Origin of the sequence: Varibaculum cambriense (assembly GCF_032557235.1) — a bacterium.
Classification (GTDB): Bacteria; Actinomycetota; Actinomycetes; order Actinomycetales; family Actinomycetaceae; genus Varibaculum; species Varibaculum cambriense_C.
Genome location: NZ_JAWGMB010000013.1, coordinates 1 through 24,731 on the forward strand (window position 1 = coordinate 1; position 24,731 = coordinate 24,731).

Below are 24,731 nucleotides of genomic sequence, written 5' to 3' on the forward strand. Positions count from 1 at the left end.
GCCGTAGGGTAGGCTGCGGGCGTTAAATCCGTGAAAATGCCAGAGCATTTTCCGGATTTCGGGGCGCGAGGCAAAATCCGCCCCTGCACGCGGACGAATGCGGGAGGAAAAACTTCTCCCCCGCGCTGAACCCGGAGCATTTTTACCGAGACACATGCTGAGGGTCTAATCCGCGCATAGGCATTAGTTTGCTTAGTATTGAGGGTTAGCGCTTAAAATCGAGGAAACGAAAAGCGATCGATAAGGGAAAGCCAATGCCGAAAAAACCAGTCGAGGTTGAGGACATTATTAATAGTCATTCGGGGGGATTGCAACGCAACCTCTCGAATCGGCATATCCAGTTAATCGCAATCGGTGGAGCCATCGGTACCGGCCTGTTTATGGGCTCCGGACGCACGATTCACTTGGCAGGACCGTCAGTTCTCGTGGTTTACGCCATCATTGGGGCAGTATTATTCCTGGTCATGCGATGTATGGGAGAATTGTTAGTTTCCAATCACCGCTATGGAACTTTCGCCGATTTCATCACCGATCTATTAGGGCCAGGCGCCGGTTTCGTTGTGGGATGGACGTATTGGTTATGTTGGATAGTTACCGGAACCGCCGAAGTGATCGCGATTGCCGGTTATTTCAATTTTTGGTGGCCAGATCTACCGCGCTGGATTCCCGCGATTGCCACCGTGGCATTACTGTTTTTCCTTAACGCCCTAACGGTGAAAGCATTCGGGGAAACCGAGTTTTGGTTCTCGATGATAAAAATCATCGCGATTATTGCCCTGATCTGTTGCGGAGCGGTGATGGTGATTATCGGGTTTACCTCCCCCGATGGCCAGCGAGCCACCATCACCAATCTGTGGTCGCACCCGGGAGTTACTGGTTCCGGGTTCTTCCCGAATGGGTTTTCCGGTTTCCTAGGCGGATTCCAACTGGCAATCTTTAGTTTCGTGGGGATCGAGCTGGTTGGTACTACGGCCGCAGAAACTAAAGATCCGGAAAAGTCACTGCCTAAGGCCATTAACTCGATTCCGTTACGGGTGCTGTTATTTTATGTTCTGGCGTTGGCAGCGATCATGTCGGTTACTCCCTGGGATTCTCTTGACCCCGAATCTTCTCCCTTCGTAGGCCTATTTTCCCTGGTGGGATTGGTCTTTGCAGCTTCCCTAGTTAACCTGGTGGTAATGACTTCGGCCGCCTCGTCATGCAACTCGGGAGTATATTCCACCTCCCGAATGATGTATGCCATGGCGCTGCGCAGTGATGCCCCAAAGATCTTCCGGAAGCTTTCCCGCCGCTCCGTACCCTTAAATGCCCTGATTGTTACCTGCCTGTTCTTGCTTACCTCCATTGCTCTGATGGCAGTAGGCGGCACGGTAATGGAAGCATTTACCCTGGTAACCTCGGTGGCCTCGGTGCTCTTTATGTTCGTATGGGTCATGATAGTGGCCTCCTACGTAGAGTTTCGCCGCCGTCTGCCCCAAAAACATGAAGCATCAATTTTTCCCATGCCTGGCGGATACTTTTCAATCGCGGTAATCAGTGTGTTTATTGTGGCAATGGTGATCGTCCTCGCCCTAGATCCTGCAACCCTGTATGCCATGTTGGCGAGCCTACTGTGGATTGGGGTTATTACTGCAGTTTCATTCCTGGTACGCCGCACTCCGCATAATGCCAAAGTTCGCGCCGAGTTCGCTGACCGTCGCCGCCGAGAACTAGCTGCCGCCCAGCAATACCACGCCCAATAACCCGCCCCCGCCCTAGTTATCTGATCTTTAACCAACACCTCGGTTCAGGTCGGGTGGTAAAAGCACTCGGGGGACCCCGGTGAGCCTCGCTTCGCTCGGCTCAAGCCCCCTCTCGCATCTTTTACCGCCCGACCCTCTCGCATCTTTTACCGCCCGACCCTTATGCCTGGGGGAAAAGTTTGTCCCAGCAGGCTAGGTGGGCGCAAAATTTGGAAAACGCCGCTACGTTTTCCGAATTCTTGGGCAGGAGGAAAAACCCAGGTTCCGTGCGGGGACCAAAGGAAAAACTTCTCCCCCGAGCACTTTTACCGGCCGCAACCCGTCATTTGCAGGGGAGATTAACGGGAGACTTAGGCAGAGTGGGCTTTTAGGTGGCGATAGCGGCAAAGCGCCGCGAAAATGTCTTGGAGGCGGGGTGCGGCCAGAAACGCCGGGTAGCGTCCCGCGGCGAATGCCTGCCAACTGGCGGATGAAAACTCAGCAGCGAAGCGGGCACAGGCATCTGCGATAGTCTCTTTGCCGTTAGCACTGGCGACTAAAGCCCGGATCGCATAGGCAATAGCTTCTGCTTGTCCGGGATCAACTACTTGGGCGAGGGCGGAAATATCGATTTCTTCGCGGTTCAAACGCAAAGTGGCGGTGCCTTCCGCGCGAGTTTTTTCGCGCCGCCCCGCAGGTGGAGGTGGGCAGGATAGCAGGAGCCGTTTGCGCACTGCCGCCTGCGGCCAGTCGGGGGCTGCACTATCCGTACTGCTTGCCGCGGCTTCTGCCCCGCTCACTTCCCGCGCCCTGGCAGTGGCATCGTAGGGTAGATAATTCTCCAGCAATAACACCTGGTCGGCTAAATCCAGGAAATCTCCCGAGCCTCCCATCACCATAATGGTGGACACCCCTAGTTCTTTCCGGATGCCTCCTACCCGGTCAATTAGGGGAATAATCGGTTCGCTGCGCACCAGCTGCCGCATCCGACTATCGCGCAACAACAGGTTGGTGGCCGAGGTATCTTCGTCAATCAGTAGTGCCCGCGAGCCGCATTCTATGGCTTCAGTAATCGCTGCGGCCTGCGAAGTTGAGCCTGAGGCATTTTCAGTAAAGAACTCCGTGGTGTCAGCCCCGCCAGGCAACGAACCGATAAATAAAGAAATATCGGTGCCAGTTATCGCCCGGCCGTCCTCTGCCCGCACTTTTATCGCATCGGGCAAAGTGGCTACCAGTTCGCGCCCATCCCCAGGAATATGGGGATACACCGAACGCTCCAAGGCTTCTAGCAAGGTAGATTTACCGTGATAGCCACCCCCTACAATCACCGTGATTCCTTTGGGGATCGCCATTCCGGATATTTTCCCGCTATAGGGCAGCTCTATCGTTTGCACCAGGGACGAGGGCGTATCCTCCCCTAATACCGTAGGTAGCTGGAAAGGCACCGCATCTTTCATCGGTAAATCACTGATCCCGGAAGCCCGAGCCAGCAGCGCCCCATCAGCAACGAAAGCCACCCAGCCACGCTCATGAAGAATCTTTTGCAGTGCTTCATGGTCTTTGAGCGTGTGAATGTGGCGGGTGAGATCGGCTAAATCTGGACCGTCATCCTCACCGAAACATACGGTTTTATATACCAATTCGCACAGGTCATAGTCTAAAAATCGGGCAAAATTACGTCCTAAAATCCTCCGGCCTGCCGCTGGAAACGGCACCTGGACGCGCAGTTCCACCTCTTCTTCACTGAAGGTTACCGAGGAGCGTGGCAAGATTTCTTGCCCGACCGGCGCAATCCGCAGCTGCGCTTCAGATTTCCCACCCGCACGCCTCGCCCCAAAAATCTTCCGGGCTCGCCGTGCCAAAAAATCACCGGCAGCTATCCGCGCCAACTTGTCAGTGGCAATCTCAGCGGGGATCTGGGCAGTATCCAGCGGTACTAATATCCGGCAGGCTGAAGGCGGGGCGAAGGGATCAGACTGTACCCGGTCGATAGAGAAACTAAAGTCCCCGAAACTCCATTGCCCAAGCAGTTGTTTATAGCCTCCATAGGAGCGGCCATCTAGTGATTTCGTTTTTCGAATTAGCTCATCTGCATCCCGCATAGTTCTCTATTCTATGCCGCACTTTACTTCGCCTTGTAGACTGGCATGGTAGCCCCGGGGCAACTCCCAAACTTTACGAGGCGGCTGCGCGAATTAACTCAGAGGATGAAAGGGATTTTTCGTGACTGACAAGCTGAAACTGGCTGATACGATCCAGGCGATCAACTGGAACGATATCGAAGATGATAAGGATCTGGAAGTTTGGGATCGACTGACGGGAAACTTTTGGTTGCCGGAAAAAATTCCGTTGTCGAATGATCTACCTTCCTGGAAGACTCTGAAACCGGAAGAACAGCTCATGACTAACCGAGTATTTACCGGTCTTACCTTGCTAGATACTTTGCAGGGTACCGTGGGCGCGGTTTCGCTGATTCCGGATGCCCGCACTCCGCACGAGGAAGCGGTCTACACCAATATCGCTTTTATGGAGAGCGTGCATGCGAAGTCTTATTCTTCGATTTTCTCCACTCTGCTTTCTACCACCGAGATTAATGAGTCTTTCCGCTGGAGTGAAGAAAACGAGAATCTACAGCGTAAAGCGCATATCATCATGAACTACTATCAGGGTGATGATCCGGAAAAACGTAAAGTGGCTTCCACCTTGCTGGAGTCTTTCCTGTTCTATTCCGGCTTTTACGCCCCTATGTACTGGTCGGCGCACGCTAAGCTGACTAACACCGCAGATTTGATTCGCCTGATCATTAGGGACGAAGCGGTGCATGGTTATTACATTGGCTATAAATATCAGCTAGCGGTCAACGAGTCCTCGCCGCAGCGGCAAGAAGAACTCAAGGATTACACCTTTGACCTGTTGACAGAGCTTTATGACAATGAAGAAGCCTACACTGAAGACCTGTATGATCCCCTGGGGCTGACCGAGGACGTGAAGAAGTTCTTGCGTTACAACGCTAATAAAGCCCTGATGAACCTGGGTTACGAGGCGCTGTTCCCGGCGGACTCTACCGATGTGAACCCCGCGATCCTAGCGGCGCTTTCACCGTCGGCGGATGAAAACCATGATTTCTTCTCCGGGTCAGGTTCTTCCTACGTGATCGGAGAAATTGTAGATACCGAGGACGACGACTGGGATTTCTAGGTTTCTTTCGCTTGGCGAGGACGCAGGCTGATTCTTATGGATCGTGATCTCGCGTCCCGGCACTACAGTTAAAGAAAGCTTTTGACCCGCCTGCCTTATAGACAGGCGGGTCAAAACATTTATCGGTTTATCTCTTATCCCCTTTGCCCACAGCTGCCTTAATCGGGTTATCGTAAAGACATGAATGATATTCCTACTTACCCGCAGCCTCGTCCCGCTTCCCGCGTGCTAGTTACTGGTGCTTCTACTGGTATCGGCGAGGCAACGGTTCGGCAACTGCGCGCTAGCGGTTGGGCGGTAATTGCGGTAGCGCGCCGGCGCGAACGCCTGGAAAAACTAGCGGAAGAAACCGGTTGTGAGTTCTTTGCCTGCGATTTAACTGACCGAGCAGCGGTTGAGGAAATGGTCGCTGACCTGTTATCAAAAGGGCCGCTGACCGCTGTGGTTAATAACGCTGGTGGCGCTATCGGAACTGATTCGGTAGCGGATGGGCTAGTAGCAGACTGGGAACAGATGTACCAGCGCAACGTGGTTACGGCTTTGAACGTCACCCAAGCTACTCTGCCTGCTCTGCGCGAAAATGGTGGCGACTTGCTGTATGTTACTTCTACTGCCGCCCTCGATACCTATCCCGGTGGGGGCGGATATGTGGCGGCTAAGCACGCCGAACAGATGATTCCCTTGACTTTGCGTCAAGAACTGGTGGGCGAGCCAGTACGCTTAATTGAAATCGCGCCGGGCATGGTGAAAACCCCCGAGTTTTCCTTAAATCGCCTGGGTTCTAGACAGGCCGCGGAGCAGGTCTATCGCGGTGTGGAAAAACCACTAGTAGCCGCAGATATTGCGGATTTAATCAGCTGGTGCCTGTCGCGTCCGCCACATGTCAATATCGACCGGGTAATTATCCGTCCGGTTGCCCAGGCTACCAACACTCTAGTAGCTCGCTCTGAGGAATAGACCGCAGGTGGCGCGGGGCACGAGCATCGGCTCTGCCTACAGCCTTTAGATTTGACTGGCCCGGCGGCTAATATTCACATCCGACGCGCAACCTCACCTATGGTCTCCAGGCTCTACTAAAGACCCTCCGATCCCCTAGAGCATACAGGATACGCAGCCCTCGACCTCGGTTCCCTGGAGAGCGTGCTGACGCAAACGCATATAGTAAAGGGTCTTAATCCCTTTCCGCCAGGCGTAAATATAGTTCTTGTTGACTTCGCGGGTAGTGACCGTATCCGGGTAGAACAGCGTCAAACTGAGGCCCTGATCAACGTGCTGGGTTGCTACCGCATAGGTGTCGATAATCTTTTGCGGACCAATCTCGTAGGCGTCCTGGTAATACTCCAGGTTGTCGTTATCCATATAGGGAGCCGGATAGTAGACCCGCCCGATCTTGCCCTCTTTACGAATCTCAATCTTAGCCACAATCGGGTGGATTGAAGAGGTGGAGTTATTGATATAGGAAATCGATCCGGTTGGGGGTACCGCTTGCAGATTCTGGTGATACATTCCGTATTCTCGAACGTTCTGCGCCAATTGCTCCCAATCTTCACTGGTAGGTACGTTGATGGAAGATTTTTCTAGCAGCTGACGGCACTTCTCGGTCTTGGGAGTCCAATCCCCGTTAATGTATTTTTCAAAATACTGCCCGGAATAATACTGCGAGTCCTCGAATCCTTCGAAGCGTTCCCCGCGCTCCTTAGCAATCTTGCACGAGGCTTTAATCGCTTCGAATGCCACGGTCATGAAATACATATTGGTGAAATCTAGGGCTTCTTCGCTGCCGTAGAATACTTTTTCCCGCGCTAGGTAACCATGTAGATTCATTTGCCCCAAACCGATGGCGTGGCTCATCGCATTTCCGCGTTCAATCGAAGGCACTGCGCGAATATTTGACAAGTCAGATACGCTGGTCAGACCGCGAATCGCGGTTTCAATGGTGGCGGAAAAGTCCGGAGAATCCATAGTTTTCGCAATATTTAGCGAAGCTAGGTTACAGGAAATATCTTTACCCACGTGCTCATAGGTGAGGTCTTCGTTGAACTCGCTCTTTTCTGAGACCTGCAAAATCTCAGAGCACAGATTGGACATGGAGATCCGCCCCTTAATCGGGTTAGCGCGGTTCACGGTGTCCTCGTAAACGATATAGGGGTAACCGGACTCGAACTGGATTTCCGCCAGGGTCTGGAAGAAACGCCGCGCATCAATCTTCTTTTTGCGGATTCGTCCGTCCTCTACCATTTCCCGATAATGCTCGGTGATGGAAATATCGCTCATCGGTTTCCCATAGACCCGCTCTATATCGTAGGGGCTAAACAGGTACATGGGTTCTTTATTACGTGCCAGGTGGAAGGTAATATCTGGGATTACCACCCCCAAAGACAGGGATTTAATTCGGATTTTTTCGTCCGCATTTTCCCGTTTCGTGTCCAAGAATTCCATAATGTCGGGGTGGTGGGCATTTAGATAGACCGCTCCGGCACCTTGCCGCGCCCCCAACTGGTTGGCGTAAGAAAACGAATCCTCGAGCAGTTTCATTACCGGAACTACCCCGGAGGACTGATTCTCGATTTTCTTAATGGGGGCACCTGCTTCCCGCAGGTTAGTTAAGGAGAGGGCGACCCCTCCTCCTCGTTTTGAAAGCTGCAGGGCAGAATTAATACCCCGCGCAATCGATTCCATATTGTCCTCGATGCGCAGCAGGAAGCAGGAAACCAGTTCCCCGCGGGCTTTCTTGCCCGCATTTAGGAAAGTGGGAGTGGCGGGCTGGAAACGCCCGGTCATGATTTCGTCTACTAGCTTTATTGCTAGTTCCTCATCCCCACGTGCCAGGTAAAGTGCCACCATGCATACCCGATCTTCGAAACGTTCCAGGTAGCGTTTACCGTCGAAAGTTTTCAAAGTATAGGAAGTGTAATATTTGAACGCCCCCAGGAAAGTGGGGAAACGGAATTTGTAGGCGTAGGCTCGCTTAAACAGGTCTTTAATGAACTGGAACTGGTATTGATCCACGACTTCCTGCTCGTAATACCCCTGCTCTACCAGGTATTTCATTTTTTCTTCCAGGTCATGGAAGAACACCGTATTCTGGTTTACGTGTTGCAGGAAGTATTGGCGGGCAGCCGCCTTGTCTGCCTCGAACTGAATTTTCCCGTTTTTGTCATACAGGTTCAGTTCCGCATTTAATGCATGATAGTCCAGTTCCGGGGAGGGCGCGGTTTCTACTCCGGTGTCAGTTAGATTTTCTGCCAAAACTCACTCAGTCCTTTACGGCATATCTCGACGTCCTGGGGGGTTCCCAGAAGCTCATACTTGTACATAAACGGGATTTCCAGTTTTTGGGCGAGGATATCGCCGGCAAGGCAATACGCTTTGCCAAAGTTTGTGTTTCCACTGGCGATAACTCCCACGCAGTGTTCTCGGTTGCTCTTTTCATTTAAGAACTTGATTACCTGCTTGGGTACGGCTCCTTTGATGTTTCCGCCCCCATAGGTGGGTACCACAATCACATAAGGCTCATTAACGTACAGGAACGGATCACGAGGACGCAGCGGAATCCTTTTGTTACGAAAGCCAAGTTTTTCTACAAAACGTTTGGTGTTACCCGTTGCGGAAGAAAAATAGACCAGCAGAGGTTCCCTATCGCTCACCTTTGACCTGCCTTACTGTTTTCGCTTCTCGCTAATACCTGCTTGGGGATGAACCATTATTATCCGCTCTGCAATATCGCCCCCTGGGGGAAGCGGGAAGTGCCCAGAGCTAGATTACAAATTCTGGAGGACGCGCCCACCTTAGGCGGTAGCTGCCGCACGTGCAGCGAGCGCTATGCCCTTGATCTTGTCGGGACGGAATCCACTCCAAGAATCGGTATCAGTTACCACTACCGGAGCCTGTACGAATCCTAAAGACTTTACATGCTCGAGAGCATCTGGATCCTGACTCATATCAACTTCCACGTAAGCAATTCCTTGCTTTTTGAGAGCGCGCTTGGTCGCATCACACTGTACACAACGGGGCTTAGAGTAAACGGTGACCGACATGTTTCTGCGCTCCTTAATTTGGCTTTGTTCATCTGCGCTATTCAAAGAATAACATCAGTGTAGTTTTTATGCCGCCACATTTAGGCGATGAAGTAAACACTACACCTAGTAGTCTCTCAACACCAGCACCCCAAGATAATGTGTTTGGGGATAACCGGTGGAAAGAGGGCGAATTTCTGGGGATACCCAACGAACCCGAATAATCTACTCGCTGGATACTCGGCACCTGCCTGCCTTTTAGGGTGAAAACTAGTTCGAGATGATTGGTGAGCGGTTCCACCAAAAAATTGTGGATAAAAGCTTCCTTCCGCGTGTCGCAAGTATCCGCACAAAGGGGCGGATACTACCCATAAATTGCCGCGCGAGGGAAAAGTTTGTCCTCCCGCCCAAGAATTCGGGAAACGTAGCGGCATTTCCCGAATTCTTATGCCCACCGCGCCCACTCGGACTAAACTTTTCCCTCGCGCTAGTCCCAGATTTTGCTTCGCGCCCCTGCACGCTCATTGAGTTTCTCTCGAGACCTCTGTTCTGCGTGTGACCCTTACGGATGCGATACCAGCGAGCGTGGAGCCTAGGTTTTATCCGATTAGGCTAGGCGGGCGTAAAAATCGGGCAAAGCTTTGTAGCTTTGCCCGATTTTTTGGGCAAGAGGAAAAACCTAGGCTTCGCGCGGAAAACGACGGGAGGACAAACTTTCCCCCGTGCTACCCGCACCAGTCTGGCAGCGAGGGGACGCCAAACACCGATAAAGTGGTATCCAGAATCGGTACTACTAAGGAGCAGGCGATGAGTGAGCGCATGAACGTGGAATCTTTCAACCTAGACCACACGAAAGTGGCGGCTCCCTTTGTGCGGGTAGCCGACCGTAAACAGCTACCTGGCGGAGATGAACTGGTCAAATACGATGTGCGTTTTTGTCAACCAAACCAGGAACACTTGGAAATGGAGACCGTGCACTCGATCGAGCATCTCACCGCAGAGCTGATGCGCAACCACACCGATAAGTTGATTGATTTTTCGCCTATGGGTTGCCAAACCGGGTTTTATGCCCTGATGTTGGGGGTAGAACCTGAGGAGTTTGCCCAGCTACTGACGACAACTTTTGAAGATATTCAACACGCCGACCAGGTTCCGGCGGCGAATGAACGTCAATGCGGGTGGGGCGCTCACCATAGCCTTGCCGGGGCACAAGAGGCTACCACTCGCTTCTTGGCAGCGCGAGGAAGCTGGAATCAGGTTTATCGTTAGGAGAAAAACCGCTATGAACAGCTGTGACACTGTTATTATTTGCGCGGAACTTACCGAACTGGCGCCCTTCGTCAACAGGATGTGGCTACAGGAGTGCCTGGCTCACCGCTTTCTCGACTCCTACCAGCCGCAAGATACGGAAAAAGTATTCCCCGCTCCTTACAAACAGCTCTCGGGTCTGCAGTTTTATCCCCTAGATCTGCCAGAGATCCCCGGAAAAACTCTCGGGGTACAAAGCGGAGTGGGAATGGTTAATGCTGCCCGCGCCACTGCGATCGCGATTGAGGTATTAGGTGCACGTCAAGTGCTGTATTCGGGTACCGCTGGTGGTTTAGCCAAAGACAGCCAGGTGGGGGAAGTTATTTTCGGCGACAACTACGTGTTCCACAGCGCAGATGCTACCGCTTTTGGTTATCAGCGCGGGCAGCTCCCGGGGATGCCTCCCTCCTATTCAGGTAGCGAAAGATTACTAGCTAGTGCCCGCAGCCTCTTAACCGATCCCGGCGCGGATACTTCAAGCCAGGAAACCGCTGCCTCCCGATTTAAAAATCCGTCTTCCTCGGCAGAGGCAACACTTGCCGCTAGTTTAAGGCAGACCCCGGCACGCTGCGGCACTATAGCTACGGGGGATTCTTTTATTACTGACGCCAATGTCAGTGCGGTACGCTCGGCCTTTCCTACAGCTCTAGCCGCAGAAATGGAGTCAGCTGCCGCAGCCCAAGTGGCATTTTTGTCTCAGGTTCCTTTCTTGGCGGTGCGCTGCATCTCCGACCTATGCTCCCCGGAAGGGCAAGACATCTACCATGGCAATGCCGCTGTTTGCGGGGCGATTGCGGCGACAGCCACCATTTGCCTACTTGGCGCCTGCTAATTCCGCGCAAAACGCCAATAAACTCGTATTTTTACCGAGATTTTTACCGCTTTATTCCCCTAATTAGGGCTGTTCAAAAATCAGTAGGTTACGATATCCCTGTAATCTTATTGCAGTGGGAGAATTGACATGAGCTTGTCACGTCCTCGTAGTTTTAAAGTAATGCTCGGGGTAATCGTAGGGGTCGCGTTATTGTGTTCGGCTCTGGTGGCCGCTTACGCGGCAACCAGAAATTCAGGAACTCCGAAAGCAGCAGCTTCTACCGCAACTTCGAAAACCAGCCCTACTAACAATAAACCCCCGAAAACCGCTCCCACCACCACTACTCCCCCCACTACCACTTCCAGCCCGACCTCCACCCCCACTCTCACTCGTCCTCCGGTGGATTGCACTAAGGAAAAATGTGTGGCCTTAACTTTTGATGATGGGCCTGGCCCCGATACTCCGAAACTCTTAGATACTTTAAAAGCGGAAAATGTTCCCGCTACTTTCCTACTGGTGGGTAAGTCAGTCGCCACTTACCCAGATACGGTGGCACGAGAGTTTAAAGAGGGGCACGCCCTGGGTGTTCACACCTGGAACCATCCGCAGTTAACTAAACTTTCTGACGACAAAATAGTCAATGAAATAACCAGCACGGCAGATGCGATCAAAAAAGCCGCCCCGGATGCGCAGGTTACCTTTACTCGCCCACCCTACGGAGCTTTTAACCCCCGGGTAATTTCCGTCTTGAAATCCTTAAATCATGCTACTGTGATCTGGGATGTTGACACTTTGGATTGGAAGCATCGTGACCCGAATGCAGTACTGTCTCAGGTACAAAAGCAAACTAAGCCGGGGTCGATTATTTTGATGCACGATATTCACCCCACCAGCGTTCAAGCAGTACCCGAAATCATTAAATATCTACGCTCTCAAGGGTTCACCCTGGTGACGGTTCCCGAATTATTTGGGGGATCGCTCACTCCCGGCAAGATATATTTTGATCAAAACATGGTTCGCGGATAGTCGCGGCCACGGGCTTTTACTTGCAGGCTTTCCCAGAAATACTGCATTTATTGCCGGAGCTTTAAGGCTCCGGGGTGGTCATAGCATCTACTTGGGCATCCGGATGGGCGGCGATCAGATCATTAAGTGAGGACGCGGAGGCAATCATCCGAGCCATTCCGTGGGTGCCCACTACCCCCGCTAACGCAGTTCCTAACCCCATTTCGGAAAGAGCGTCAGCTTTCAGTCCCGGCCAGCCGTACAACCTCGTTTGCAGATCGACAGGTATTTGCGCGAGCCCAATTCCGGATGCAAATAATGCCCCCACTAAACCGGCAATGGTGTCAGTTGCTCCTCCCAGTTGTACCGCGAGGGAGATGGCACGCCGGAAGGCATCTTGTCCGCTGAGTGGCATCCCGGCATGCTCGATTTTCACGGCCTGTAAAATTCCTGCCACTGCTTGTAAAGCGGTGACTGCATAGGTGTTGTCACGCGGAGGTTTGAAGTAGGTTTCCTCGGCTTGTTGCAACCATTCGTGCCACTGTTCGCGACGAGCTGTGGGTAGCAGCGCTATTCCCGCCCCCAGGTTGATTCGGTTTACCCAGGTGTCCTCGCCGGGGAGCGGGTCGGTAACGGCTCGGCGGATCGCTTCCGCATAGATCACCGCTGCTTCACTGGCTAAGGGATCTACATGGGTTAGTTCGGATACTGCCCTTACTGACTCTGCGGTCCACTGGGGATCTTTTATTCGGGTGAGCCCCAAAATAGCGCAGCGACTAAGCGGACCGGCTCCGCAAGTGCGGCGGGTACGCAAGTGAAAATACGCGGCGGCGGAACGCATTTTTCGGGCGGGGTTCATATTGGAAGTATCATTGCTGGTAGTTTCTAGTACCACCCTGGTGGGCGCATCTATTTTACGGGTTACCCCGTGGTACCAGGCTAAATAACGAGTGGCGACTGCATCTAAGCCTTCTTCCGTGGTCAAATCGATTCCGGTGACCGCAACTTCTGCTATACAGATCCCCAGATGGGTGGCTTCCGACCATTCTCCTGGACTTAGGCGTCCGGTAGCTCCCTGCATTCGGGGAATTCCCTCTAGAGGAGGTGTTTTAAATTCGTAGCCAACTCCTAAAGCATTGCCGCATGCTTGCCCCACGAGAACGCCGCTTGCCCGATCTGCCATGATGGCGAGGGGGGCTTGTCCGCCACGCCGAATCAATTCATTTTCTTGATCGGTGCGTTCTGGATTCTTATCACGCGCATCAGCCACCCTTTCAACTTTAATGCACCTACTACCAGATAAGCGAGATTCCCCTGGCTAAAACGCGTGGTTCGCATAATAGCCAGGGGCTAAGGAGGAGTAAGCTGTCCTCTTTATCGGGCATCCTCACTTGCGGCGGGCGCGATAGGAAACTAGCAGTCCCCCACATCCGAGCGCTATTAGAGCCATCGACAGCGGAGCAGAGGAACGGGCACCGGTTTCAGAAAGTACCGTCGGTTCCACCGAAGGAGGAGGGAGAGTAGACGGTGGTGGCGTAGATGGGGGCGGAGTAGTAGGAGGCGGAGCCTGGGGCAAGGTATATTGTTCATCCGTTTCGGTTTCCGAACTTCTAAAAGCTTGCGTCCGAGAATCGCCCTCATAGCTAGTTACAAACACGTAGGTATCCCTGCATTCGAAACGTTCCAGACTGAGAGGGGTTCCCTCTTTATCTTTGTCGACAGTGTAGGTTCCGTTCTTAGCTGGTAATTCGATTCTCGCTAGGGGTTCTTTCCCTTGGGCATCTTGGTCTTTAATGGGCTGGGGCAAACAGTAAAGGTCATTGTGCACTACCTGTTCATCGCCTTTCCATTTGCCGGTGCCTGTAAAATCCAAGTGATCGTCGGGGAATCCACTCATTTCTACTTGATCGGTCAGTATTTTGCCCTCTTTATCGGTTACTACTTTTGCCTGAGTTTTTACCCCGGGGGAAAACGGCAGTACTTGAGTTTCGTCCTCCTCGAAAAAACTGGGTACATAGTCAGCTTTCAAATAGGTATTCTCCGGCTGCTGATCCCGATGAGCGGCGGCAACAAAAGTATAGAAACCGGGTTTATCTATTTTGAAGGGATCAGTTTCATTTGAGATAGTGACGCCTTTTTCTGCCTCTTGCTCATTTTGGGGAGTCGCGGGTAACTTCCAGGTTTTTAATGGCTGAGCGTTAGCCGGAATCTGTCCCGGGCCTCGCGCAGAGCTAAACGGACCGTAAAGCGACAAGTCAATCATTACCGTCTGCCAGGTCTGTTTTCCGATATTCTTCCCCCATTTTTCTTCGGCTGTCACCAAAATATTGTCCGTTAGCTCCGCTCCTGCTGCTAACGGATTCATTTGCGATTTAGTCTGTGTCTTTACTGCAAAAAACTGTCGAGGATCAGCATTGGTGGTGGCGCTGGTGCTTAGCTGCGAATTCGGGCCGGCGATCAGCAAATCCTGCCAACGCGAGTGTTCCCAAATCTCGTAACTAACTGGCGGTAGTCCTGTCACCTTAACCTGGACACTGACTTTTCCCGGGCCGGTTATCTCGATCGGGATCTCTTTGACCGTAGCCGCGGAGGAAGTATTTAGGGTTTTAGGTTGGCCTTTACTGGAAAAATGTGCCGGCCCCGATAAGGTGACGCTTTCTTTGAGACCATTGAGAGGGCGACCGGCTGCGCTTTGCGGCACTGGCAAGCGCACGGTTCCCTGCATGGATCCGGGATTTACTTTTATTTCTGGCTTTCCGATCCGGTAGGGACCGGCATAGGCAGCGGCCTGCTGTAAGAGCTGGGCTGCCCGCTGCTTGATTGGGGCGGAGCCTTTTTGTTTTGTGGTTAGACGGCCGGACAGGGAGTGGATCGCATAGACAGTGGCTCCCAGTTCCGGGTTTCCTTTGGCGATGGCGCCTCGCAGCTGGCCAGCCAGATATGCCACCCGATACTGTGTAGAAGCCGGAAAGATTACAGCAGTTCCCTTTACCTTATCTTTGACTTCGAAAGTAGCTTTGTTGGAGCGATACTCTTTTCCCGCTCCGATTACTCTAAGCCCTTGATAGGTAATCCATTTGTTTCGCGGCGAGTTAATCTGCCGATCAGTGGCACAGACTGCGACTTTAATATCGTCTGTAGACTTCCGGGCGTTCAACTCCATTTTTGAGTCACCATAACTCTTCCAGGCTGCCCCAGGCCCGGCGGCTTGGGAAGTGTCCTGATCGGTAACCACCATAGCGGAACTGATCATGGCGATGGCGGCGGCTATCCCGAGGAGACCTAGACGTTTTCGCCTTTGGGCTCTTCGTCGACGGCGAGGACTGATTCTCGAGTAAGGGTCGGGTATCTGACTATTTCTGGCGGGAGTATTACCGCTATTTTTTACTATTTCCATACCCATAGATTCCGCTTTGGGAAGGAGGCAATCCAGATCCAAAAAACATTTTCAGAATATCGGGTAGCTAGCTTGCCTTGGGGACAAACCCGCAGTTACTCGCTGAAGCGAAAGTACTATCTTCCCAAGGGGATTACTAACTTTTTGTAAAATAGCTGGACAAATCACCTACAATATACTTTAATCTCAATAGAAACATTAACAACACTCGTAACTTACATAACAAGACGGTCCCAATGGTTAGTAAGAAAAATATTTTTAAAATAGCAGCTGGCATTCTTGCCCTATCATTAGCAGTACTTTCAGTTCCCCTGTCATCAGCGTTTGGAGAAACTGGCTTCCGGGCGGGAAACATTATTTCTGATGCCAACATGTACTAGGAGGCCCCCTCCATGTCAGCGGCGGAGATTCAAAAATTCTTGAATACTCAAGGGGCAGGATGCCGCGGAAATGGATGCCTGAAAAACATCCGCCTAAACACCAGATCCTTTAATGCAGACACCTACTGCAAGGGCAAATACCAGGGAGCAAACAACGAGCCAGTTTCGCAAGTTATTTACAAGATTTCCCAAGCTTGCCAGATCAACCCAAAGGTATTGCTAGTTACCATTCAAAAGGAACAAGCCGGAATTACGCAGAATTTAACAACGGCTAAACAAAACAAACTCACCGGTTACGGATGCCCGGACGGTAGACCCTGCGCTGAACAATACTATGGGGTGCAAAACCAAATCTACCAGGCAGCACACCAGTTCCAGCGCTACCGCATCAAATCTCATAACTACAGTTTCCGGGGCGGAATAACCACCAATATCCAGTTTTCCTACCAAAGCGGATGCGGGGCTTCCAAAGTAAAACTGGAAAACCAGGCCACGGCATCGCTCTACAATTACACCCCCTACCAGCCTAATCAAGCTTTACTTTCGGGCAAGTCCGATCGTTGTTCCTCAGATGGTAATTACAATTTCTTCAAAATTTATCAACGCTGGTTTGGTGATCCTCGCAGCACAGTTTCCGCAGTCACCCCGACTAAGAAAGTTGCAGTTCCTCAAAGCGGATACACCGGCACTTCCAAGAGCACCAAGGCTCAAGCCACCAAGGAACAGGTCGCTAGCGCCCGGGCTACCGGTAGCACCGTTAACCCCGCTCCGAAGATAGGCTTGGCGAGCTCTAGCTCCTCCAACACTGCTACAACTACAAATTCTAAGGCCACTACCAGCCCCCGGTTGGCTAACAATTCCAAAGCTGCGAATAGTTCCCAGGCTGCGAAGGATGCGGCCGCTCAAAACGCTGCCGCGAAGGCCGCAGCACAAGGAGAAGCTCAGCAGGAGGCAAAGGAGGCAGCGGAAGCGACTAAACAGGCTGCCAAGGCCGCACAAGCAAAGGAAGCTGCAGCCGCGGCTGAGCAAGCACGCGCGGCAGCCACTGCCCAAAAAGAAAAACCAACCCAGCCAAGTTCGGATTCCCAAACCGCTAAGCCTCAAAGCGAAGCGCCAGCCCAGCTGCAACCTACTGTCGCCACCCCGAACAAAACAAAGCCAGCGAAGGCGGCTACTGCGCCAGCAACCTCCAGCGACAGTCCGGCCTTGGCCACTACCGGCACCATTGGTGGCTCGGCAACTATCTTGGCAATGGTCTTAGTAGTAGCGGGTTGGAGGATTCGCAAGAACGTGATTGACAACCGTCCGATCCGTGTCAACTGCTGAGGGACGACAGAACCTGCGCAATAATTTCTTGGGTCTGCCCCGGCCCGGAAGTCGCGCGAGTTTGTACCCCAGTTCGCACCGCCGGATAATCGTTTCCGTCCGGGTCGAGACGGTCCCCCACAAATAGCACTTCGGCAGGCTTTAGCGCCGTTTGCGCTAGGAACTTCTCCACTCCGTAGGCTTTATCAATCCCGCGCATAGTAATGTCGACGGAAGTCGACCCACCGGAAAGTACTGTTAACTCTGGTAGGAGCTTGCCGGCACGGGCAGCTAACTTTGCCCGTTTAGATCCGCTAGGATCCCAAGCATCTTTTTCTTCCTTTGCTGCTTGTTGTCCGAGTGCGGAATAGGTTAGCTGCGAACCCCGGTTTTCGATTATTTCTCCTACCGGATTTTCGCACCAATAGCCGAGGGAACGAGCGACATCCTCGATCACTACCCGCGCCTTCTCCACCTGATCTGGAGCCATTTTCAGTACATACTGTGCCTTCCAGTCCCCGTCTTCAAAGAGATAGTAGCGAGTACCGCAAGTGGGCAGTAGATGTACCTGCTGAGGGCAGAAGTCTTGCTCCGCTAAAGGTTCTAATAGCTGGCGGGAAAATTGCCGAAAGGATCCCCCACTGATCACCCCGGTGGGTAGCACGCGGGTAAGACTCGCGAAGACCCTCGCCATTTCGGGCAGCATTACCTGTTTCGAGGGAGCCAAAGTACCATCCAGGTCAAACATCATCGCCTTTATCGCGCCCACTCGTCGCCTTTCTTTCGTGGTTCCATAAGGTAGCCAAAAAGCCATTGTAGAGCTAAAAGTGAATGGAAACTGCATTTACCTCAGGCAACTTGGTTTAGTTATTTGCTCCCGGCTAATCGGAGCTATGGACCGCTTGGCAGGTATTGCTACACCAGTGGCGCCAAGACGACTTAAAAATGGGATATATAGAGAGTTTCTACCTTCCGCCGGCACTATGTAATCGTTTTCACAATAGCGATTTTAATCTAGCAATTACCGCATTTACCAGGCGTTTTACTGGCCCTAAAAGCCGCACCTCAATAAAAGTTCTCATATTTTTTGTCTTGACATTGACTCCCCTCGGAGAATGTCCGTATAGTAAACATGTAAACGTTTCCACGAGGGAAAAAGTTCAACTGAACTTTTCGAATCGCTAGAACAGAAAGAGAGAAAATAAAAATGGCTACTTTGGTTGTTCCTTCCATTTCAACGTCTTCTACTCGGCTTGAAGAGCCGAAAATGGTTGCCTACATCGCTTTCATCTCCTTGATGGTAGCTGGCGTAGCGATCACTTTGATCGGTGCATTTTCCGCTTACGCAATCACCGCAATCCTGGGCGGACTCCTAACTGCGGTTAGCGGATTCGGTTTCGCCTGGTCCCGTGTTTATTTCCAGCTCAAGGGAGAATAGCTTTTAACTGGCATACGCCTAAAATCATTTGTGCGTCGCCGCCAGCGACGCCTAAAGTCTCGCTGAGCTAGATATAACAGCTGAATCGCATCTCAGAAAGTCTAGACGCTCACATACTTACAATGCTAGGCGTCAATATGGTCTGGACGGCCTCCTAATAATTCTGGTGTCGGCAGGCTCTCTCAAGACTGTTGCTATTGCGGGGCGGATGGATTTCCATCCGCCCCGTTTTTCTAGTTCCAAACCGAGGTTCAGCGCCCTCGTTTTCCCCTGAACCGGAAAAGTTCGGGTATTATTCCCAGCCACAAATTGTAAAACTGTTGCCGCCACCTACTCCAGATCTGCCCTACCCCAGGAGCAAAAGACAAATAGGACAGCCAAATAAAAAGGGTGGGCAGATTCTTGTCAAAAGAACCTGCCCACCCAGTTGCGGAAACTAGCAGCTAGCTAATCGCCTCAACAGTATTAACTTGCTTTACAGCGACATATCAACCACAGCACGGCCTTGCACCTTGCCCTGAGAAAGCAGCTTATAGGTGGCTCCGGCTTCTTCTAGCGGAATCCGCTTGGTAACAATCTTATGATAATCAATCATTCCCAGATCGGCCATCCGGATTACCTCCGGTAGATCCTGGCGGGTACGCGCGCCGTACGATCCCAGAATATGCTGAGAGCGACGTACTAGACGGTTAATCTCTACTTGCGCAGTTTGTACTCCGGCACCCAGACCGATCGGTACCATGCGGCCTCCATCTTTAAGTACATCCAAAGCGGTGGTCCAGGTTTCTGGGCGCCCTAGCGCCTCGAAAGCGACATCTACGCCTTTACCGCCGGTGATCTTGAGGATTTCGGCACGCGCATCCTGAGTGACCGAATTAATCACGTCGGTGGCACCCAATTCTTTGGCGCTGGCGAGTTTGTCATCGGAAATATCGATTGCCACGATCTGGCTGGCACCAAAGGCTTTAGCGATCTGAATAATATTGGAGCCTACGCCTCCAGTAGCAACTACCGCCACGGATTCACCAAAGTGCAGGTCAGCACCGCGGCGTACCGCTCCATAGGCGGTCATCGCGGCACAACCAATAATCGCCGAGGAAACCAAATCCATACTGGAAGGCACAACCGCTACAGAAGTGGAGGGCACTACCGCGTATTCGGCGAGGCCACCCATGGAGTACATGGCGATTTCACTGCCATCTAGATCGGCCAGACGGGTCGTGCCGTCATAAAGTTTGCCCTGCACACGATTGAGATCAAAGAAAGGTGCACACAGGTCGTCACGCCCAGACGCACAGGCTTCACACTGACCACAAGGCATCAGGAAGGCTCCGGAAACATACTGGCCAACTTCCAGTCCGGTATGCTCATTGCCTTCACCTAACTCCACGATTTGTCCGGCAACTTCATGTCCGAGGACGCAGGGCTTGGGGAAATCAATAGCTCCCCCGATTACATGCAGGTCAGAGTGGCAAAGACCGCAGGCAGCGACTTTAATCAGTACCTCGCCTGCCTTGGGGTGGGGGGTACGAATCTCATTTACTTCCAGCCCCTTCTCAACATCACGAAGAACCGCGGCCTTCATTGTCTCGGGAATCGTCATATCCTGCTCCTTTGCTAGCGTTTAAATCTTAATTGTTTCAGCCTTGACGGGTGCCGCCCTTGAAGCTGCTCCTGTCACTCATTTCCAGTATCGTACAGATTTATACCTTTGTCCATACATTTTGACAAAAAGTAGATTTTTACAATAGATTTCTCTAAACAAGAGACAGAAAGGACTGCAGAAATAAGTAAAAATACAGCCTGAGGATTTTTGGGCAAGTTCAGGCAGAGGTAGGCATTACTATATAAATGTAATAACAATATCTCTATTCACCCCGGTGGAGATCATCTGGATTTTCACTGCCGGTACTCATAGAGACAAAAACTGCAGATACTGGCAAGCTCCTGACTGAACTAGCCTTCGATCAGAGCAGATAGCTCTAGCATTTACCTGCCCCAGAAAGGAAACCATGCTTGACCTCACTCCTGGCTTAATCGCTATCTTGGTAGCCTGCGCCCTGATGTGCGGACTGGCAAAAACCGCTCTCCCGGGACTAGCATGCATCCCGGTCGCCATTCTGACAGCAGTAATGCCTACGCGCCCCTCCACTGCCTTAATGCTACTAATGCTACTTACCGGAGACCTGTTGGCAATCTGGACTTACCGCCACGACGCTGACTGGAAAGTGCTACGTGGCCTATTCCCACCGGTAGCCGCGGGGGTAGCCATTGGCGCCGTTTTTCTAGCAAAAGTCTCTAACCAGGTAATGAAAGTTTCCATCGGGATTATTATTTTGGCGCTGACTGCCATCACCCTGGGACTAATCTGGTATGCGCGTCGCACCGGGCATGACCTGGCGACCTCTATGAGCACTTCCTTACCTGCGCGTCTTTTTTACGGTTCCCTGTCGGGCTTTACCACTATGGCCGCCAACTCGGGAGGCCCCGTAGTATCCCTTTACTTCTTGGCTTCCCGTTTTGACGTCCGTCGCTTCATGGGCACTCAAGCTTGGTTTTTCTTTATCGTGAACCTGCTAAAGCTACCTTTTTCCGCCGGTATTGGCTTGATCGATCGGCAAATGTTGCTGATAGCCCTGTGTCTAGCTCCTCTAGTTCTGGGGGCAGCCCTCCTGGGGCGCTGGTGGATAGGGCGCATCGACAATAAAATCTTCGATCCGATTGTCACTGCCCTGACCGTTTTGTCTGCTTTGATACTACTGTTCTAAGTGCAAGCTCCTCACTGGCGAGAACAGTCGCAAGTGCGGGAAAGTTTCGCCCGGCTGGGGTGCGGGGGCGACCTGTAAAAGATGCGGAAGTAATGACAGAAGGGCGGGGGAAAGTTTGATCCGAGTAGGTGCGGTGGGCATAAGAATTTGGAAAACGCCGCCACGTTTTCCAAATTACTTGGGCACGAGGACAAACTTTCCCCCGCACCTAGACCCAACGGACAGCAAGATACAAGAAATGCGGGGGCGAGCTCAGCTCACCCCCGCGTATCAGGTAACGGACTTACAGGTTTTCACCTGTAGGTTTAGTAGTTACTTGCTGTAAATGTGCTCCATGTAGGTTTCGATTTCATCCAAAGAACGTCCGGAGGTTTCCGGCATGATCTTGAATAGCACCACTGCGATGATCAGGTTCAGTGCCCCATACATCGCGTAGGTGGGCCCACCGCCCAGAGCGGCAATCATCGGCGGGAAGGTCCAGGTGATAATGGCGTTCATGATCCACATGCAGAAAATGGCGGTACCATTCATAATCCCGCGCACATTCGCGGGGAACATTTCACCCAGCATCGTCCACACCACAGTACCGTTCGATGACTGTACCACCAGCATGAATAGCGACATCATGAACAGCACTAAGTATCCGGCCCACACCGGCACACTGCCGGCTGCGTCATGAGGAGCAATCACAAACTGGAAGATTAGGGCGATTCCCAGCAACAGGATACCCACCAAAGTAACATCCCAGATCAAAATGGTGCGGCGGCGGAACTTGGTAATCAGAATCAAGCCGATTGCTGAGCCCACTACACTCATCACGCCATTAGCGACCTGCGCGGTAATCGCTGCCGAAGTCTCCATGCCGGCAATTCCCAACACTTTCGGCGCGTAGTACATCACGGTATTTACCCCAGTGGTCTGGTTAACAATCGCCAAGAATATGCCAACGAACATTAGCTTGCGCAACCAGGGCGTGTTCATAACGTCACGGAAAGTCCCCTTCTTGCCATGTTTCTCATTCTGCCGAGCCTCGACCATCTCGTAGAGTTCCTCGGTAAGATCCCCATCTTTCTTGGGGTCGCGTACCCGTTTCAAGGATCCAATAGCGGCGTAGACTTCCTGCTGGAGCACATGCCAACGAGAAGATTCCGGCATCAGGTGCATTCCCAACCACAGGGCGACGGCCGGTACCGAACAGAGCACAATCATCCAGCGCCAGGCGGCACCATTACCAGTGGAAACCGCCATATTGTTAATAAATTCGTGAACTGCCTGCGCATCGGAGCTGCCCAGGTGTTTGGAAACAATACTGTTCAAAGCATCCCAAGAGTACTCTCCAGCCTTCACTACCCCAGACGGATCCGATTTTACGGTGATCTTGGGTCCACCGTGAGCAGAGTTAATGATCGCGTTCATAGAGAAGGCCAACAGCTGTCCGGCTACAATCATCAGCTGGTCAACAGCCACGATGGTCCCGCGGATGCGCTTAGGTGCAGTTTCCGCCAGGAATACCGGCACCGTTGCCGAGGCGCCACCAACGGCCAACCCTAGGATCAGGCGGAACGGATACATTACCCAAATATTGGGGGCAAAAGTATTTCCGAGGGCGCCGATCAGGAACAGAATCGCCAGCATGATGATGTTGTGCCGGCGTCCATAACGGTCGGAGAGGCGTCCTCCAAATAGCGCTCCGAAGGCTGCGCCGAGGGTAAGAATACCGCCAATCGCGCCCTCTTGAGCCGGGGTGATCCCCATACCGCCCGCACCGTGGGGCATGTACATATAGGGCAGCGCCCCGGAGATCACTCCGGTGTCATACCCGAATAGCAGGGAGCCAAGAGTGGCCACCGCGGCCACGGCGATAACTCCCCGGTGTTTACCGGAGGCTGGCGTTTCTTGCACCATTTCGCGAAGCTTGTCTTTACTCAACTCGTTAAGAGGAGTTTTTTTCTTATTAATTTCCATTGCTCGAACTTTCTATATTGAAGAGATAGGTTATTTGTCGTAAGTGGTGGTTCCGCTTACCTTTGGAACTTCGTGCCATTTACCGTCTGCGGCTGAAGCCACGGTTGCCTGGTCGATCTCGGCTGCAGACCATCCATCGGCAACTGAGGGTGCCACCTGCTCACCGGTTAAAACACCCGACAGGAACTGGAAGCACTCGACTGCTTTCATATCATCGAAGCCCATGGAAGTACCCGCCCCCGGCTGGAAGCGCGAGAAATGCGGGTAGTGAGGATTGGCCATCGAGCGCACATACCCGTGAATAACCCCATTATCCTGACCAATACAAGCCTGTAGATCATTGAGGTATTCAAAGTTCCAACGCACCGAACCCTCGGTACCATAAACTTCCACAATATACTCGGCACGCGGCCCCACGCTCACGCGAGAAGACTCCATAGTCCCCACCACGCCGGAATCAAAACGCACCATCATGGCCACATAGTCTTCGTTTCCGACCTCTTTCTTCTGGTCACTTACTTCCCAACCAGTGTGACCCACACCAGCCTTAGTGGGAATAGGACGCTCTTTAATAAAAGTGTCAGTAAGCGCCGAAACCTGACTAATCCGGTCACGCAACACATATTGCACCAGGTCAGCCCCATGACTCATCAGGTCACCTACCACGCCAGCACCCGCCTTTTCCCGGTCGTAACGCCAGGTATAAGGCCCATCAGGGCTAGAAGCATAATCAGCGATCAACCAACAACGAACATTAGTAATCCGCCCCAGCTTCCCCTGAGCAATCAGTTCCCGCGCCTGCTCAACTGCCGGGGTATGACGATAGTTAAAACCAACCGCCGTGTTAACCCCTGCCTTCGCCGCAGCCTCAGCAATATCCCGAGACTCAGCCGCACTTACCCCCATCGGTTTTTCAATCCAGAAAGGCTTACCAGCTTCCGCCGCCGCAACCGCGATCTCACGATGTAAAAAGTTCGGTGAACAAATAGACACCACATCCACTTCCGGATCAGCCAGCACTTCCCGATAATCGGAAACCGCTTTCTCAAAACCCAGGACACTGGTTGCCAGCTCTTGGGTCTGCGCGATCGGATCACAAGCAACCACCAAACGAACCTGGGCTCCCAACTCCGGGAAACGCTCAGCCATCGCCTTATAGGAACGCGTATGCAAGCGCCCCATCCAGCCCAGGGATATTACCCCTACGCCAATCTTCTGCTTCTCGGCCATATAAACTCCTTACTCAGCCACCATTGGCTGCAATCCATTGAGCGCGTTGGAGCCTCCCTGCTCTATTACGCACGCCATTCAATGTAACCGAAATATTTCGCTTTGTCCAGCATTTGACTTAACATTCTTACATTTAATGGTGGGATGAGGTTACGGAGAAGAATAAACAAAGAGGCGCGGGGAGAG

At 52.3% G+C, this 24,731-nt stretch carries 19 protein-coding genes; 9 read left to right on the forward strand and 10 right to left on the reverse strand.

Going from position 1 to position 24,731, the window contains the following annotated elements:
• Window positions 1-254 precede the first annotated feature (254 nt).
• A complete protein-coding gene (locus E6072_RS08440; RefSeq protein WP_316695058.1) occupies window positions 255-1,742 on the forward strand; it encodes an amino acid permease in 1,488 nt (495 codons plus the stop codon).
• 350 nt (window positions 1,743-2,092) lie between these two features.
• On the opposite strand, the gene E6072_RS08445 is transcribed toward E6072_RS08440, so the two are convergent.
• The gene (locus E6072_RS08445) at window positions 2,093-3,823 is read right to left on the reverse strand and encodes an ABC-ATPase domain-containing protein (RefSeq protein WP_316695060.1); all 1,731 of its coding nucleotides are present in this window, start codon (window positions 3,821-3,823) and stop codon (window positions 2,093-2,095) included.
• A gap of 121 nt (window positions 3,824-3,944) precedes the next feature.
• Here E6072_RS08445 and nrdF point away from each other — a divergent pair, with 121 nt between their 5' ends.
• Both nrdF and E6072_RS08455 read left to right on the forward strand, forming a co-directional pair.
• On the forward strand, window positions 3,945-4,919 hold the full coding sequence (gene nrdF, locus E6072_RS08450; protein WP_316695062.1) for a class 1b ribonucleoside-diphosphate reductase subunit beta: 975 nt from the start codon (window positions 3,945-3,947) through the stop codon (window positions 4,917-4,919).
• Window positions 4,920-5,099: 180 nt separating this feature from the next.
• Complete coding sequence (locus E6072_RS08455; protein WP_316695064.1) at window positions 5,100-5,876, forward strand: SDR family NAD(P)-dependent oxidoreductase; 777 nt, start codon at window positions 5,100-5,102, stop codon at window positions 5,874-5,876.
• A gap of 135 nt (window positions 5,877-6,011) precedes the next feature.
• On the opposite strand, the gene nrdE is transcribed toward E6072_RS08455, so the two are convergent.
• From nrdE to nrdH, 3 genes are all read right to left on the reverse strand, one after another.
• Complete coding sequence (gene nrdE, locus E6072_RS08460) at window positions 6,012-8,168, reverse strand: class 1b ribonucleoside-diphosphate reductase subunit alpha (protein WP_316695066.1); 2,157 nt, start codon at window positions 8,166-8,168, stop codon at window positions 6,012-6,014.
• On the reverse strand, window positions 8,153-8,566 hold the full coding sequence (gene nrdI / locus E6072_RS08465) for a class Ib ribonucleoside-diphosphate reductase assembly flavoprotein NrdI (protein ID WP_316695068.1): 414 nt from the start codon (window positions 8,564-8,566) through the stop codon (window positions 8,153-8,155). The genes nrdE and nrdI overlap by 16 nt, the downstream gene beginning before the upstream one ends.
• Window positions 8,567-8,707: 141 nt before the next feature.
• Entirely contained in the window at window positions 8,708-8,956 is a 249-nt protein-coding gene (nrdH, locus tag E6072_RS08470) for a glutaredoxin-like protein NrdH (protein WP_316695070.1), read from the reverse strand.
• A 786-nt stretch (window positions 8,957-9,742) separates the two neighbouring features.
• Between nrdH and E6072_RS08475 the strand changes: the two genes are divergently transcribed.
• From E6072_RS08475 to E6072_RS08485, 3 genes are all read left to right on the forward strand, one after another.
• Window positions 9,743-10,204, forward strand: coding sequence for an S-ribosylhomocysteine lyase (locus E6072_RS08475; protein WP_399335735.1), 462 nt, complete (start codon window positions 9,743-9,745; stop codon window positions 10,202-10,204).
• A 13-nt stretch (window positions 10,205-10,217) separates the two neighbouring features.
• Window positions 10,218-11,075: a 5'-methylthioadenosine/S-adenosylhomocysteine nucleosidase gene (locus E6072_RS08480; RefSeq protein ID WP_316695072.1), complete on the forward strand. Its 858-nt coding sequence runs from the start codon at window positions 10,218-10,220 to the stop codon at window positions 11,073-11,075.
• 129 nt (window positions 11,076-11,204) lie between these two features.
• The gene (locus E6072_RS08485) at window positions 11,205-12,083 is read left to right on the forward strand and encodes a polysaccharide deacetylase family protein (RefSeq protein WP_316695074.1); all 879 of its coding nucleotides are present in this window, start codon (window positions 11,205-11,207) and stop codon (window positions 12,081-12,083) included.
• A 61-nt stretch (window positions 12,084-12,144) separates the two neighbouring features.
• Here the strand turns inward: E6072_RS08485 and E6072_RS08490 are convergent, their stop codons facing one another.
• Both E6072_RS08490 and E6072_RS08495 read right to left on the reverse strand, forming a co-directional pair.
• Window positions 12,145-13,332, reverse strand: a complete 1,188-nt coding sequence (locus E6072_RS08490) for an ADP-ribosylglycohydrolase family protein (RefSeq protein WP_316695075.1) — start codon at window positions 13,330-13,332, stop codon at window positions 12,145-12,147.
• Between the two features lie 117 nt (window positions 13,333-13,449).
• Entirely contained in the window at window positions 13,450-15,459 is a 2,010-nt protein-coding gene (locus tag E6072_RS08495; protein ID WP_316695077.1) for a hypothetical protein, read from the reverse strand.
• A 392-nt stretch (window positions 15,460-15,851) separates the two neighbouring features.
• Between E6072_RS08495 and E6072_RS08500 the strand changes: the two genes are divergently transcribed.
• A complete protein-coding gene (locus E6072_RS08500) occupies window positions 15,852-17,165 on the forward strand; it encodes a hypothetical protein (protein ID WP_316695078.1) in 1,314 nt (437 codons plus the stop codon).
• On the opposite strand, the gene E6072_RS08505 is transcribed toward E6072_RS08500, so the two are convergent.
• Window positions 17,155-17,913: an HAD-IIB family hydrolase gene (locus E6072_RS08505; RefSeq protein ID WP_316695079.1), complete on the reverse strand. Its 759-nt coding sequence runs from the start codon at window positions 17,911-17,913 to the stop codon at window positions 17,155-17,157. The genes E6072_RS08500 and E6072_RS08505 overlap by 11 nt on opposite strands.
• A gap of 438 nt (window positions 17,914-18,351) precedes the next feature.
• Between E6072_RS08505 and E6072_RS08510 the strand changes: the two genes are divergently transcribed.
• Window positions 18,352-18,582, forward strand: a complete 231-nt coding sequence (locus E6072_RS08510; protein ID WP_316695080.1) for a hypothetical protein — start codon at window positions 18,352-18,354, stop codon at window positions 18,580-18,582.
• Window positions 18,583-19,057: 475 nt separating this feature from the next.
• Here the strand turns inward: E6072_RS08510 and E6072_RS08515 are convergent, their stop codons facing one another.
• Entirely contained in the window at window positions 19,058-20,185 is a 1,128-nt protein-coding gene (locus E6072_RS08515) for a zinc-binding dehydrogenase (RefSeq protein WP_316695082.1), read from the reverse strand.
• A 409-nt stretch (window positions 20,186-20,594) separates the two neighbouring features.
• Between E6072_RS08515 and E6072_RS08520 the strand changes: the two genes are divergently transcribed.
• Window positions 20,595-21,350 (forward strand): sulfite exporter TauE/SafE family protein, encoded by a 756-nt coding sequence (locus E6072_RS08520; protein ID WP_316695083.1) that lies wholly within the window; start codon window positions 20,595-20,597, stop codon window positions 21,348-21,350.
• 312 nt (window positions 21,351-21,662) lie between these two features.
• Here E6072_RS08520 and E6072_RS08525 read toward each other — a convergent pair whose 3' ends face one another.
• Both E6072_RS08525 and E6072_RS08530 read right to left on the reverse strand, forming a co-directional pair.
• Complete coding sequence (locus E6072_RS08525; RefSeq protein WP_316695085.1) at window positions 21,663-23,315, reverse strand: MFS transporter; 1,653 nt, start codon at window positions 23,313-23,315, stop codon at window positions 21,663-21,665.
• Window positions 23,316-23,345: 30 nt separating this feature from the next.
• Window positions 23,346-24,545 carry a Gfo/Idh/MocA family oxidoreductase gene (locus E6072_RS08530; RefSeq protein WP_316695087.1) on the reverse strand — a complete coding sequence of 400 codons (1,200 nt, stop codon included), beginning with the start codon at window positions 24,543-24,545 and terminating at the stop codon, window positions 23,346-23,348.
• Between the last annotated feature and the right edge of the window lie 186 nt (window positions 24,546-24,731).